The organism is Pseudomonas uvaldensis (genome assembly GCF_021271205.1).
Taxonomy (GTDB): Bacteria; Pseudomonadota; Gammaproteobacteria; order Pseudomonadales; family Pseudomonadaceae; genus Aquipseudomonas; species Aquipseudomonas uvaldensis.
The window spans coordinates 209,346-223,209 of record NZ_JAIWKS010000010.1 but is presented as its reverse complement, the minus strand read 5'-3'; the positions used below and the strand labels follow the sequence as shown (position 1 = coordinate 223,209).

The 13,864-nt window shown below is 52.8% G+C and carries 10 protein-coding genes and 1 pseudogene; 5 read left to right on the top strand and 6 right to left on the bottom strand.

Annotated features, from left to right (window positions below; all coding sequences use genetic code 11):
- Positions 1-752 precede the first annotated feature (752 nt).
- From LCU97_RS21930 to LCU97_RS21915, 4 genes are read left to right on the top strand one after another with little or no spacing between them, the layout of a single operon-like run.
- Positions 753-1,058, top strand: coding sequence for a hypothetical protein (locus LCU97_RS21930; RefSeq protein WP_232777747.1), 306 nt, complete (start codon positions 753-755; stop codon positions 1,056-1,058).
- Between the two features lie 54 nt (positions 1,059-1,112).
- On the top strand, positions 1,113-2,183 hold the full coding sequence (locus LCU97_RS21925; RefSeq protein ID WP_232777746.1) for an ABC-three component system protein: 1,071 nt from the start codon (positions 1,113-1,115) through the stop codon (positions 2,181-2,183).
- Positions 2,184-2,618, top strand: a complete 435-nt coding sequence (locus LCU97_RS21920; protein WP_232777745.1) for an ABC-three component system middle component 2 — start codon at positions 2,184-2,186, stop codon at positions 2,616-2,618.
- Positions 2,618-4,435, top strand: coding sequence for an ATP-binding protein (locus LCU97_RS21915; RefSeq protein WP_232777744.1), 1,818 nt, complete (start codon positions 2,618-2,620; stop codon positions 4,433-4,435). Before LCU97_RS21920 ends, LCU97_RS21915 begins: the two co-directional genes overlap by 1 nt.
- A 295-nt stretch (positions 4,436-4,730) precedes the next feature.
- Here LCU97_RS21915 and LCU97_RS21910 read toward each other — a convergent pair whose 3' ends face one another.
- The 3 genes from LCU97_RS21910 to LCU97_RS21900 form a co-directional block, all read right to left on the bottom strand.
- Positions 4,731-5,330: a hypothetical protein gene (locus LCU97_RS21910; protein WP_232777743.1), complete on the bottom strand. Its 600-nt coding sequence runs from the start codon at positions 5,328-5,330 to the stop codon at positions 4,731-4,733.
- A 671-nt stretch (positions 5,331-6,001) separates the two neighbouring features.
- A complete protein-coding gene (locus LCU97_RS21905) occupies positions 6,002-7,378 on the bottom strand; it encodes an AbiJ-related protein (RefSeq protein WP_232777742.1) in 1,377 nt (458 codons plus the stop codon).
- 39 nt (positions 7,379-7,417) lie between these two features.
- Positions 7,418-9,025 carry a hypothetical protein gene (locus tag LCU97_RS21900; protein WP_232777741.1) on the bottom strand — a complete coding sequence of 536 codons (1,608 nt, stop codon included), beginning with the start codon at positions 9,023-9,025 and terminating at the stop codon, positions 7,418-7,420.
- 213 nt (positions 9,026-9,238) lie between these two features.
- Between LCU97_RS21900 and LCU97_RS21895 the strand changes: the two are divergent.
- A pseudogene (locus LCU97_RS21895) lies at positions 9,239-9,346 on the top strand (transcriptional regulator); the annotation flags it as partial.
- Positions 9,347-9,566: 220 nt separating this feature from the next.
- Here the strand turns inward: LCU97_RS21895 and LCU97_RS21890 are convergent.
- The 3 genes from LCU97_RS21890 to LCU97_RS21880 are packed head-to-tail and all read right to left on the bottom strand — an operon-like array spanning position 9,567 to position 13,362.
- Positions 9,567-11,765: a hypothetical protein gene (locus LCU97_RS21890; protein WP_232777740.1), complete on the bottom strand. Its 2,199-nt coding sequence runs from the start codon at positions 11,763-11,765 to the stop codon at positions 9,567-9,569.
- Positions 11,765-12,907 (bottom strand): hypothetical protein, encoded by a 1,143-nt coding sequence (locus LCU97_RS21885; protein WP_232777739.1) that lies wholly within the window; start codon positions 12,905-12,907, stop codon positions 11,765-11,767. The genes LCU97_RS21890 and LCU97_RS21885 overlap by 1 nt, the downstream gene beginning before the upstream one ends.
- Positions 12,908-12,930: 23 nt before the next feature.
- The gene (locus LCU97_RS21880; protein WP_232777738.1) at positions 12,931-13,362 is read right to left on the bottom strand and encodes a nucleoside triphosphate pyrophosphohydrolase family protein; all 432 of its coding nucleotides are present in this window, start codon (positions 13,360-13,362) and stop codon (positions 12,931-12,933) included.
- Between the last annotated feature and the right edge of the window lie 502 nt (positions 13,363-13,864).

Here is a 13,864-nt window from a genome sequence, read left to right as displayed (position 1 = left end):
AGCATGGGGTGCTAGGGGTCGAGTGTTCGAATCACTCCGTCCCGACCATATAAATCAAAGGGTTGCGAGATTTTATTTCGCGACCCTTTTTATTTGTGAACGATTTTACCCCCACAAAATCGCTGGCTCTGGGTGGAATTCTCACGGCTTTCACGTGGGTAGACGCAGGCGTTAGCGCTCACGCGTGGTCTCTTTATTGAATCGGCTGAAATCTTGTTCTCGACGATTAGGAAAAAGTCGTGGCCGCGTCCGATAAGTTCTGTACGTGTGAGCTAAATCCATAAATGGACATGTCAAATCTATACAAATCAGTAGCTTATTTTTTTTGTCCATTGTCCATTTTTCTCAAATCGATGAACATGTCGGCTACCCCCACCCCCCACACAAAGCCCGCAATTCCATAACCCTCAGTCCCCAAGTGCCCCGCACGACTCCTCCAGTTAGCCCTCCAGGCGCCCCGTCGGGTTCCCCAGCACGGCGCATTAAAGATAGTATTGTGTCATTACCTATGGACACTTAGATGCCCAGCCACCCCTGCCTAAGGGGAGAGTAGGGCGGTAGGAATTCGGCATGGATCAGCTACGCCACAGAAACGCAGACAGACGACCATCATATCCCGAGGCGGCTACTTGGGAGTCTTAGTCGTGCATGCGATTAGAAGAGCACCCGCTTGAAAGCCTGAAAGCCCAATAACTCAAGAACCCAGACGAATCCCCAGACGAACAATATGCCGACAACTAAGGAACTCATGCATGAGTGAGCAGGAGCAGGAAAAGGGCCAGGAACAGAAGCAGGAATATGCTTTTCATCCTGCCGATCTAGTCGAATACGCGATGGACAAACCCATCGGCGCAGCCCGCGCGGCGCTGGCAATTGGACTGGAAGAAGCTGACGTTGACCCTGAAATCATTATTGCCGAACTGATGGGGAATATGGAGTTGAATCAGCGTTTCCTGAAGAAGCTCACGGGCGCCTTGCGGAAGAATCCAAATAGAATCCTTGGTGAGATGCCAGATCGTATCCAGACTCTACAGGTGGAGCGCGACCTCGGATTATGATATGGGCTAATTACAACTCAGCAAGCAAAGCACCTTGTCGCAGAGGAGTAGCTAATGTCTTTTGGTGAACATGCCATTAAGCTCCCTCCACCCCCGGAATTCGAGCTCACAGCACTGGATGTAGAAAAAGGTGAAACAGTTCATCCCCTGGATCGCCTGCAGATCATGTCTCCGGATACTTGGGAAATTTTTACGCTGGAGTTCGTCTCTTACTTAGGTAAAGACTACGAATCGGTCACTCGCTGTGCTGGTGCGGGAGACAAGGGGCGCGATGTCATCGCGCGGCATGCGACGGGGTGGGACAATTACCAATGCAAGCACTACAAAGATAAACTGAGCGTAGCAAACGTAGTTGGGGAGCTGGGTAAGCTGGTTTACTACACGTGGAGGGAGGATTACACCCTGCCGCGTGAGTACCGCTTTGTTTCCCCGAAAGGCTGCAGCTCTGATTGCATCGATATGCTGTCCAAGAAGTCTCGCATCAAGGCTGAGATCATTAAGCGTTGGGATAAGGTATGTAAGGATAAGATTACGAAGACGGAGTCCATTCCTCTTGAGGGTGGTCTGTTGGATTATATAAATACCCTTGATTTTTCATTTGTTGATGAAATGTCTTCACAGGAGTTAATTGATAGGCACGCCCTGACGCCATATCACACGACGCGGTTTGGAAGCTATCATCTTAAGCGACCGCAGGTTCGGAAGCCTGAGCCCAGCGCTGTTGGTGATAATGAGAAAATTTATATTGATGCGCTTTTAGATGCGTTCTCTGATGCCGATGGTGCAGAGTATTCATTCAGTAGCGTCATGGACTCTGAGTATAAGGAAGATCTTGAGCGAGCGCGGATTAACTTTTTCAGCGCTGAGTCACTGGAGATATTTTCGCGCGATGCTTTTCCTACAGGATGCTATGAAAGCCTCAAAGGTGAGTGCCACGAAGGCTTGCACAGCGTGGTGCGTAAGAAATTCGATGATGGGTATCAACGTTTTCTCGAAGTAAGCACGCAGTCCGTTAATATTCCATATGACTCTCATCCACTTCGGCATTTCTTGCAGACCTCCGATCGAAAGGGGCTATGTCATCAACTGGTGAATGACCTAAAGTTTAAATGGATTAAGAAATAGATGACGAGCTCAAAGGATTTGTACAACAGCCCTGTGGAAGTTGGTGCACGCATTGTTCTGTTGCTTGCAGGCTTAGCCCGGCAGCTTGATCTCGATGAACTTATCTTCTTTGACTATGCCTCTATTTATAGTAGTGACTTTCAAGGGGATGCAAGCCTGCATCCAGTCCTTTTGAATCGACTTGCCGAACTGGTGCGTAGGCGAGAAATTTTCCCAGGCGCCATAAAACTATTTACCGCTAAAGGTTTGATTACTTCCCAAGTTGATGAGAAAGGTGTTCGATACTCTATCACCAGTGCGGGTAGTGTGTTTGCCGCCAAGTTGAGTACTGAATACCATGTGGATTTCAGAAGACGCGTTTCTTGGGTCGAGGCTAATGTTGATTTTCTCGCTGCTCAACGCCGCACTATTTATAAAATTGACAGGGTGGTCTGATGTATATTGAAAGCGTTGTCGTGAGTGGCCCTGACCGTGCAGACGCCGCTGTTTATTTTGAGAAGGGTGCGAACGTTGTTCAAGGCGGCTCCAACACTGGTAAGTCCTACATTGTTCAGTGCCTGAAGTTTGCCCTTGGTGCAAATACGCCTCCAAAGCCTATCAACGAGTCGCAGGGCTACACCACTCTCAAGGTTAAGTTTGTGCACGATGATGGGCGCTCCTTCACCATTGAGAGGCACCTTTCAGAAAGCTCTAAGCCTACTTTTTACGATGAAGAGGGGAAGGTTCAAACCCTGGGGGTGAAACATAACCCTACAAAGATGAATTCGATCTCCAATCAATTCCTGGATAGGTTGGGGTTGAATGGAAAGCTGTTGTTGAAAGGTACAGCCTCTCTCAATAACGCTTCGTTCTCTCTTCGTGATTTCGAAAAAATATTTTTGATGGATGAAACGCGAATCGTGGCTGAGTACTCTCCACTGGGTACGGGTCAGAAAGATGAGCGCACTATGGAGACATCCATTCTGAAGCTGTTGCTGACGGGGAAAGACGACACCGGGGTTAAACAGGCTAAAAAGGAGTTGGCGTCAAAAGGGGCATTGAGGCACAGGGCAGCTGCTGTCGAAGACATTATCAAGCAATTCTATCCAGGTGACGACGCGGCTGAGGCGCTTGAACTCCAGAAGCTCAGTTCTTTTACGACCCAAGTTAAGCTTCGGCTCAAGGTGGCTGAAACTGAGCTGGAAGGCGCTTTTCATTCGAGTGAAGGGCTATTCACCCAAAAGGCCAGCCATATCTCCGAACTGGAAGTGGTCGAAGGAAAAATTGCTGAAGATAGGGCCCTACTGGGGCGGTTTGGCATGCTTGGCCAAAAATATGAATCAGACCGCCAGCGTCTACAGGGAATTGAGCAAGCGGCAGTCTTACTCGACGAGTCAGACGCGGTGCTTTGTCCAACCTGTGGCAATCATTTCGACTCCGAATCATGCACAACCGATGTCGATGACATCAAGAAGGGGGTTTCCTTCGAGCTGGAGCGAATTTCGAAAAACCTCCATGAGCTTGGGGAGGCACAGGGATCCCTGGCGGCAGCGATTGAACGGAATACTTCCACCGCTGAGACTACCAAAACGTCCATCGCAGCACTGGAGAAGTTGATCTCCACAGAGATTCAGAGCTCAGTGCAGCTGGTGAGCGATCTGAAGGAGCTAGCCTCATGCCTCAACCAGGATCACTCGGCGCTGGATAAGTACGTTACGAATAAGGCCAAGCTAAGAGGGGAGCTGAAAAAGCTGGGTGTATTGCTGCTTGAGGAGCAAAACAAATACACCCCTGAAAGCTTTGAGGAGTCTGCCAAGCCTTTGGTTAAAGAGATTCAGGATATCTTGCAGCGCTGGAGTTTCCCGAATCACGCCCCGGTGGAATTCAACTTCAAAGCACGGGACATCACAATTGGTGGGAGTGCGAGAGGCAATTTTGGCAAGGGGTATCGAGCCATCGCGTCTTCTGCATTTGCTCTAGGGCTGATGAATCTACTAAAACTCTCTGGGCGCCACCCTGGCTTTGTGGTGCTTGATTCGCCACTGACGACATACAAAGAAGGGGATCCGGAGCCTGAGGAAGATGATGAGGAAGTGGCAGCGGACGTGATTTATGCGTTTTATCAGGATATTGCCGACAACTTCAAAGATTCTCAAGTGATTGTATTTGAGAACAAGGAGCCTGATATGGCGCTCATCCCTCATTTGAATTATCAGCACTTCACGAAAAGCAGAAAGAGTGGGAGATACGGCTTCTTCCCACTACGAGGCTGATCCGACTGTATAGTTTGTCGGTCACCCTTACATGGCGCGGTGATCGACTTACTAGCTTTCGGCTCTCTGTAAATACGAATGATTGGTTTGGGTGAAGGTACAGGCCAAAGCTTAAACCTTCCCGATCAGCGTCATGGGAGCCCTGAGTCTTGAGTCCCGAGTCATGGAGAGCTAATAACGCCCAAATATTAACTCGTGGGCTTAACTTGGGCTATCCCCGTGCAGGTCAGCTAAAAAGTCTGTTTGCATGGCGGGCTGTTGAGGTCTTCTCCACAGCCCTGAGCGCATGAAATGATCAGTCGAGAAATTCTACGGTTGCATGCACGAATTGCTGGCCGTCCTCATTCCTCCAGAAGGTATGACTGCATTGCTTACACTGATGCTGAGTCATCGGTGGGTCAATTCTTTGCTGCTTGGTTTCGAGCTCATGACCATGGCATATGCTACAGAACAATTCCCAATCTAACCTGGCTGTTGCCCACTGAGATAAATTGATTTTGACGAGAGGGAGGGAGGCCTCGATGAGTGAGGCAAAGACCTGCGCCCATGCCTCGAACCGCGCTTGTTGGAATGTATGACCTTCCCACTCGCCTCGATCCAGGCCGGTGTTGTTCAGTTTCTCTTCGCTACCATGGATATACCCATTGAGCAGGCTGTAGGCATCGGAGATGGTAGTTTCCAGCTCTGTCGAAATGATCCCATCTTTTTTCAGGCGCGATAGAACTCCGTCCTTGCCACGTATCGAAGGCGCTTGGTACTCGTTAGATTTCCATTTCTTGAACAGCTCGGGCCGTCTGCAAAAATGGATTGGTAAAATGACGCTTTCGATGAATCCGCGCAGCACTTGCATGGACTGACGGTAGTACAGCGCGCCCGCCAGCTGTACAGAGCACATCAAGATCAGACCGGGTTTCAAGCATGTGTGAAAGAGAAAAATATCCTGCTTCGGACAAGACGTTGCCGATGGTCTCTTGCCAAGCTATCAATGTCTTGGCTAACCGTCCGAACACAGGGTCATGCTCAAAGTCGACCATCACGGGTGCTTGGGTTCGTGCACCAGGCGCCGGCATTGAATGAGTTGCGGTCTCTGCAAAGTGGTCTGCCAAAGCCAGGGCTTGGTTGATCGCTCCCTCCAGCCTTTCATCTGCCTGATCTTCATAACCCGTACCTTCAAGTAGTTTGTGAATGAAGGTATGCAGGTCGTTTCCTGACGCCCAGGCTGATATGGCCTCCGGAACGAATGGCAATATTGAGAGCGCGTTTTGCGGGAAGATTTCCTCTGGGCTCGCGTCAGTAGGGAAGGTACCTTCAAAAACACTGTCCATGAATTTCGATTTCCTTGGTAGATTTTGAAAATGTGAGCCTTCGGGGGGGCGAGGGTGAGCATCCCAGCGTCTCGCTGAAATTCTATCGTGATGATCAGGTCTTCCACATGGTGCCATCTGTGGATTTGGAGGAGCAATGTGAATTCAGGAAGAGGCCGCAAGCATCGGCGTTGATCAATTACTTCGCGGAAAGTTTTTCAGCGCTCAGGCTAAGCGATCTTAGGCTTATGGGATCAGTGAATCACGGTGCCGGCAGCAATGAGTAACGTTCAAACAGCGAGCGATAGAATATTATCAGCACCTCCTCGGCATTAGGCTGCTGAAGCTCGTGAACACCGAAGCGATAGACCTCATACCCCACCAGCCTTAGAGCCCTGTCAGCTGCCATCATCTCGGCGTAGAGGCGGGGACTTGGGCGTCCGGTTGCATCGCAATAGTGGTGTTTGCCATCAATCTCGATGACAACCCGCACCCCGCCCGGCAATAGTAGAAGGAAGTCCATGCGCGACCTGAGCAATGCCTCCTTGCCGCGCCGTGAGACCGTCAGGGGATCCCAGTGAAACCAGACCTCGGGCAGTAAGACTGGAAGTTCAGGAATGTGTGTCGTGAAGGCCTTGAAAAAGCTGCTGAAGGCTAGCGCTTGAGGGGGCGATGATTTAGGCAGGCAGGCCTCCAGGCGCCGATATAGGCGATTTTTGGCCTGGCCTTCCTCGATGTCATAGGTTTGGGCATACCAAGCCTGTAGGTCGCGCCACAAGAGGCCGGTGCTTCCGATAGGTCGGTCATAGATCAGGATATCCGTTGGGTCGGACATCACCTCGATATCGTTGTCCAGGGCGTTGCCGAGTCGCAGATCTGGCTTCGTGGTGGAGGCGAAGATCAGGTTCTTGGGGGAGGACTTCTTGGCTGAGCCTACGTAAGCCAAGGAGGCCGTCAGGAAGGCATCGTCCCCCACCCCGACGACAATGTGGACTCCACACGTTTTGAGGGTATCGTTGACGATCTCAATGAATTTTCGCTGAGCGGGTTCGCTGGGCAATACCCGCGAGGAAGCCAAGGCTTCGACGAATCGGCCAAATCGGGCATGCGAGGACTGAAACGCTCCGAGCTTGTCGAAGATCGTCACCGCATCCCAATCGGGATTTTCGACGTAGTGGCGGACAATTTCTTGGCGAAGTGTCGGGGTCGGTCGCAGCAAATTCACAAACGACATCGTGTCGATTTGCCAGAACTCACCGAGCACGTGTTCAAAAGCAGCCCTGTCTATGAATAGCTCGATGGGGTTGAGCCTTTCTGCCAGCTCTCTTCGGTAACGACCGGGGATGACAGGCGCTGTTCCATCGTCCCACACCAGCTCTTGAAGCTGGTCTCGCTCATGAGCCGCAAAGCCGATCAGTTCCAAGGCCGTCTGAGCGGCAGCCAACATTTGAGCACCACTCGAAGCTTCTACTGCTTTCTCAAGATGTTGCCTTTTGGAGCTGTACTCAGTGCAATCATCCAGCCCTAGCCTGAAAAGCAATTCAGGGATCCGTGTATCCGTGTAGTGGTCTTTCTGGTTGCCCAAGATCTGACTGAAGGTATCTCGCAGGCTGGTGAGGTTTTGCTGGGTTCGAGGCATGCGCAGGGGGGGGCTCCGATGTCGTTGAACGGATCGTGGTCACCCTAGTTCGATATTCGGCCCGTAGGTCAGAATATCTACCAGGCGCAGCGCTTTTCGAGCATCCGTCTTTAGGTTGGCGAATTCAGGGTCTCGCAGGGCAGTGATGAGCATTGAGCGGTCGCTGGCATCGGTCGCTGCTATGAGCAACTGGCGAGTCCAGTATTTCTTAGAGTCTGGATTCTCGGACGCATACACCGCAGGAAAAGCCTGGCCGGCAGTGAATTCGCCGGCATATAACGCGGCTAGTGGCGGCATTGCTTCCAAAGAGGCTTCACGAACAGTGCCTTCGTTGCGCTCCATCGAGTCGGGGATGCTTTCTCGTGCGGTTTCAGCCGCAGCAGATTGTGTGACGGTAAAGGTCGCAATTTCAGTAGCTGGCGGAAGTGTGCGCTCCTGTCTTTTGGCCTCAAGGGCTCTGATGGCTGCGGTACAGCGTTCTTTGAACTGTCCCTGAGCCGATACCGCCGAAGCCCTGCGAAGCTGGCCGATTAGCTGACCGATGTCGTCGACCATCGATACCAAGAACCAGTATGGGCGCTCTGTTCCTTGCTGGCTCAATGCAGTAGCCACGAAAGGCCACACCTCTTGACCGGTGAGCGTTTGCCGATCCAGAGTCTCGCGTAGCAGCTCAGGGCCTTGGAGGCACAAATCGAGCAAGAAGGACTCTGGGGGCAGATCCAGAATACCTTGATCGAGCCGTCCATTTGCATTTCCCACGTCTGCGCCAAACTGCTCACGCGCGTGGCCAAAGGCTTGGCGCATGTCCTGCAAGGCGATAGGTAACGCATTTGGGTCGTTTGGCCGGACAACTACTGGTAGTGCTTGGCCCCCTGCATTCATGCGACGGAACCTCATTGGTGCCGCGCGTTCAAGTGTTTCCAAAAGCAAAGTGATGTCAGCAGGGCGTGGCGAGACTACGGAGCGGTCAAACGCTTCAAGCCACTCCGGTGCTTCTGGGGGGACTTCGGGGAGGATCAGGAACAAAGATCGTAAGGCGTTGACCCGCTCGGTAATTGCATCGGTGCTTTGGAATTTTTGAATGAGGTCATCAATCAATACAGTCTGGTCGATGACTTCATCTGGTGGTATCGGCAACCGATCCATATAGGCGCGGATACGAGTTGACCTGGCTAGGAGCTCAAGGAAACTGTGAACCTTCACGGCTTGTTTCAGTGTCACTGTGCGAGACAAACCAAGGCCAGCATGGAGCCCGGTCGCCCGGTAGGTGAAAAGCACAGAAAATCCTTCTGACGCCTGCAGGATCGACTCGCGGTGTTGAGCGGGGTCGGCTACGCCTGCGGTCAGGAAAGAGCTGGCAGGAATGGGCGCGCGGAGTAAATCCCTCATGTCCGACAAAATCTGTCGCGCGCTTTTGTACTGGGTGGGGGACGCAGCCAGAGCCTCATCGCCCCGAACCTGAACGATAATTGCAGCCAAAGCCTGCTCAGCGGCGGCTCCGATCAATCCAATCGCGGGGGAGTATCGAGCTACCTCAACTCTCAGGCTTCCCCGATTTGGAGTGCCCAGGCAATGCAGCGCCAAGGCCAAAGATTCTTGGCTCGCTTCCAAAAGACGTATTGCGCTGTTACTGAGGTATCTGGGCATCGCGAATCCTTGCACTGCTCAATTGGTGGCTCAGCGGAGGATGGCCTGGAGAGGTCACCGTCTCTGGCTAGATCAACGCGATCGTCACTGCTTACGACGAATCAGCTCCGATGGCATGCATGACGTCCACTGTACAGTGTGGACGCCATCGCTCAGACCGAAAAATTGCCGTGGTGCACTGTCGAATCGATGTTGCCGGGGCACTATCAGGTAAACCCCCACACGGGTGAATTTATAGAGACCAAAGGGGGAAATCACAAAGGTCTGAAGGCCTGGAAAGTACAGTATGGTGCGGAAACTGTTGAGTCGTGGCTCAATTGATCCATCAGCCGCGCTAGGAGTTTTCAGCCTAACGAGACCAGGCAGCTCATGCTGCCTGTCCCAACGGACGCCACCGTCTGGCTCGCAGATCCGTAGCCCAGCAAGATTAGTGAGCCGTTGATTGGGCCCATCGAATTTGCCACTTCATTGCCTGAACTACTGCTTGGTCTCTCTGTATTCGACATGCCATGGCCGGCAAGCCGACTTTCAGCGGGTCATTCTAGTGATTAGCTTGCTTGGCCAGCACAAGCATCCCGAGCAATTCGGACGTATTGCCAGCGTGCTGCTTCAGCGCATCGTCCAGCAGAGTCTCCATATCCGTTTTCGCCAGCCGAAGCGAGCCTACGGCGATGGCAGCAGCGAACTCAAGGGCTGCGTCGCCGAAGTCCTTGTCCGAACGTGCAAACACCTTCACTAACAGCTCTTTCATCACCTTGCTGAGCTCAGGGCTGGATGAGTAGTCCAACTCCGCTGGGTGGCATGCCCTCAGCATGCACGCTTGCAGGATGGCCTCGTTGAATCTGAGGAAGCACTCTGGGGCCAATACGACCGACTCGTAGCCGTTGGGGCAGAGACGCCTTTCGTGATCTTTGTGTTCCCGGGCGTTTTGGAGCACGGCTGCCATGGTGAGGTGCACCATGCTGGGCTCAACGTCAGCGTAGCGCCTGGCAATCTCGGTTTTGTTTCCGAAAAAGAGAAATCCTTCTGAGAGCCGCAGCGGGTTGCCTCGTGGCGAAAGCAAAAATCCTCGAAACGCACTTAAGGCTGCCTTTCCAGCTAGATCGAGGGACGGCAGGATGTTGGAGGTGTTGGGCAGGTGCTCAAGGCCTAGGTCATGGATGTTTTGTTCCGAATGAGCCTTGTGAGTTTCGATCAAGCGATGCCAAGAGTTGTCATTGGAGTCTTCACCAAGTGGGAGCTGTATCCAGTTGGAAAAGCCGTACTCCCTGGTCGTGGGGTTGCGAACCAAGAACATACGCAATTGGTTCCATGACGCGTTCGTCTGGGGGATACCGATCGGGGAAAGAAAATGCCTCGGAATGTACGCTTTGATGTACGAACGCAGATCGCGACTGATTTCGCGAAGCACGCCGCCATCTCGGGCGACGGTGGAAACGATCACTACGCCGGTGGCGTCTTTGCAGTTGTCCTTCTCCAGTTCGTGGTATGGAAGTACCGTAATCGACGAACCAGCAGCCAAGCGAGTGCGCAGGCGAGCCACGACGATCACTGCGAGAGCTTTGGAAGCCTCGTCATCGGCGTGGATAACGTGACTTACGGTCAGGGGGAATGACCAGTCAATTTCTGCGTCGAGCCATTTCTTAAACTCTGCGTGTTCCAGCAACTCGATGACATCAAGCTGCAGCAGCTTGCTCTTCGTTCCAACTCGGGTATTGAAAGGGTGTATCGAAAAGCCAAAAAATTGATGGAAATCGGCCAAGGCTTTCGGAGTATGTGGCTGTCCGAGAACGACTGGTCGAGGAGGCTTGGCTTTTGACGAGAAATTTTCGCCGATGATCTCGATCAGGGTGCCGTCGCTGACTTTCAAGTCAGGGAATGCGACCCCCATATTATCAAGCGCGACCATTACGTCGCCGGCTCGTCCCTGGGACGTCACATCGACGATGGTGGCGATTCGCTGAGGATCCCAAACGCTGCTTGCCATCTTCTTTGCCATGCTTCCGGACGTCGAGGCGGAGACAATGCAGAAATAGGGATCTGATGGAGGATTGATCTTCTCCAACTCATCATAGGAGTGGAAGCTGACTATCTCTGCCTCGGAGCGGCACAGGGCCAGAGCGCATTTGACGTAAGCATAGATACCCATGGTATCGATGAAAACCTTGGTGCTCCCTTGCAGGGCCTGCCCGTGGCATAGCGCGATCAAGTATGCGACGACGTACAACTCTGCCTCGCCTGAGGCGATTTCCCTTGCTTGGATGAAGACCTTGTTCCGGCGTTGGGAAGGGTGCTTGAACACATGGCCAGAGGGGGCCTGGTGAATGGCACTGTTCTTCTCGATAAGGCTGTTTACGCCACGGGTTATGAGAAGCTTCAGATCCACGTTGTAAGGGCCCGTATGCGCTCCAAGGGCGTGTTGATTGAAGTTTGTGCCATCCCACTCAACGAAGGTGTATTGCTTCACGAAGTCAAAGCCAGCCTTCATGCCGCGCTTGATCATGGTTTGCAGGTGCAGATTGGCCGGATCCCAGGCTGCCTTGAACGTGTTGCATTGCTCGGTAGAGCCCACGATGTACACGCAATCGGGAAGATTGGCATCACTCTTGAGGGCGGTCTCTACATCGGTATACACATTGCCTTCGGTCAGCTGGCAGCGTTTATAGCAGAGCACTAGGGCTTCAATGCTGCCGTGCGTGGGGCAGTGTTTCAGGTGCCGCCAGGAATAAAAGCGTTCCATCACTGAGCCCTCAGCGGTACGAGAATAGAAATGACCGCACCTTGAACGGGCGAAAGGTTGGTTTCAGTCCAGTCATTGAAAGCAAAGAGGTCACGGTTATCGCCAGGCGTGAAGGCGTTGAACATCGACAGCCTTCCCGTGCGGATCCTCATCAGCCCGCCGATCTGCCTCAACTCTTGCAAGACCGAGGGCAAGCCTTCACCTGCTGCTGTCTGGGATTTCGACGTTGATTTGTGCTGCAGGCAACGGAGAAGCGCTCGTCGTTCATCTTCGAGTGACATCTCTTGCACGGGCTTGCCAGTGAAGCGGCTGACTAACCCTGGCCCTGAGTCAAAATAGCTGATCTCGAATGCCCGGAGGCTCTTGGCTCCGGTTTCGGTTCTAGCAGCTTCATCATTCCAGTATTTGTTCAGATCGGGGTGGCCAGAGAAATCGTCTTTGAAGGTCGACTCGTAAAACCGTGTCCAGCCCATCAGCACCCCCTCGACATGCGAGAGATACGGCCTGCCAGTATGGTCTGTGATCGCGTGCTCTTGGGTGTTTTGAATAAGCTCAGCAGAGAACAAAGCGAGCGCATCGACCAGGGACTCAGGTACTTTGGCCCTGCTTTGCTGCGTTGTACGATCCACTAGCGTGCGCATCACTGGGGCCATGCCGTCTTTCTCTTTAGCCTTGCCTCGCGAAGAAAACAGCGGCTTCAGATACTGGATTTTGGAACCTCCGACGCACAGGAGGTCTATACAGCGCCCCTTGACAAGGTCGTCAAACTCTTGAGCATCCATCGCTTGCATTCTTTTGGTCGCGAAGGTCAGAACGTCTCGGCGATCAATTTCCTTGCTACCAATCCGTATTCCCTTGGACAGCCGAACCCCTGCAATCCCAGGTGAGTAATCACAAACAGCCTGCTGAGCATCCAGTTCTTGAGCGTTTGGATGAATGTCCAGATAGTCATCTTCGAGTTTTTGGCGAGCGAGCGTAACGACCATCTGCAGTCGCGATGCGTCATGCATCGGGCTATGTCGAGCGCCGAGGGTGTCTATAGGGAAGCGAAACACGGTATCGCTGTCGGAGTACTCGATCTGGGAGATGATTTCCTCAATCTCAACCAGGCTCCGGCACTTCCCCACGTGGTTAATTGCCAAGCTATCACCTCTGAAACGTAGGGTTACTTTTGGGCCGGGAGGCTTGCCAGGAGCTGCTTGATTTGGGGCTCGGGTTTCCAGTAATTAGGGCCCTTGAGGAATTTCCCATTCTCATCGTAGATAGGCTTGCCATCGGCACCTAGCTTGCTCTCGTTGCTGTCCATGATCAGCTCCAGTACGGCTTCAAGAGGGATGCCGTACTTCATTGCCTCGGAGCGGCAATACACGATGACGTCGCCGAGAAGGTCTGCAATGGCGACCTGAACATCGATGGCATCGTCTCCTCGACGAATCTGCTCAGTAATGTCATCGATCTCGGCGATTTCGTCGAGCAGCGTCCGCTTGAATTTCAGGAGGCGATCTTCTGCATCCGGGAAGAGGTGCGGAGCCTCATGGATGGGCAGCTTGTACATCGCATTCATTGTCTGGATGCGGTCACGAAAACTTTTGCTCATTGATCCATCTCCGTTGGTGAGGCGTTAGCAGCAGACACTACGCTTCTTTTTCAGGGCAAAGCAATCCAAAACACCCTGGCCCGCCATAGCTTCGCAGACGCTCTCATGGCGCCTCTGCCTCGTAGTTTGCATTTCATCCGGCAGAGCAAACCCAGGCGTTAGAAGCTTGGCGTTACAATTATGGTGTTAACCTCTGACCTTTCTTCACAAAGGCGTGCCACGTCTGTCAGGCACGCTCTAGGACAGCAGGGAGCCTTCAGCTAGTGGATTCACCAACAACAGACCCTAATTCCCCATCACCTCTGGCCCAGGCCGAGGCAGAAGGAAAATCGCCCGTCCCTGACAGAAGCGTGATGCCGGTAAAGGGTGGCTTTTTCAGTGGTCTCGCCAATCTCATTCTCGATGCCGTAGGTTTCAAGCAGCGCTCGGCTTGGAAAGCTGAGCACTTGGTCGGCGTAGGAGAGGGCTTCGAGTCGGGTAGAGGCCATGGAGTGGAACTGGG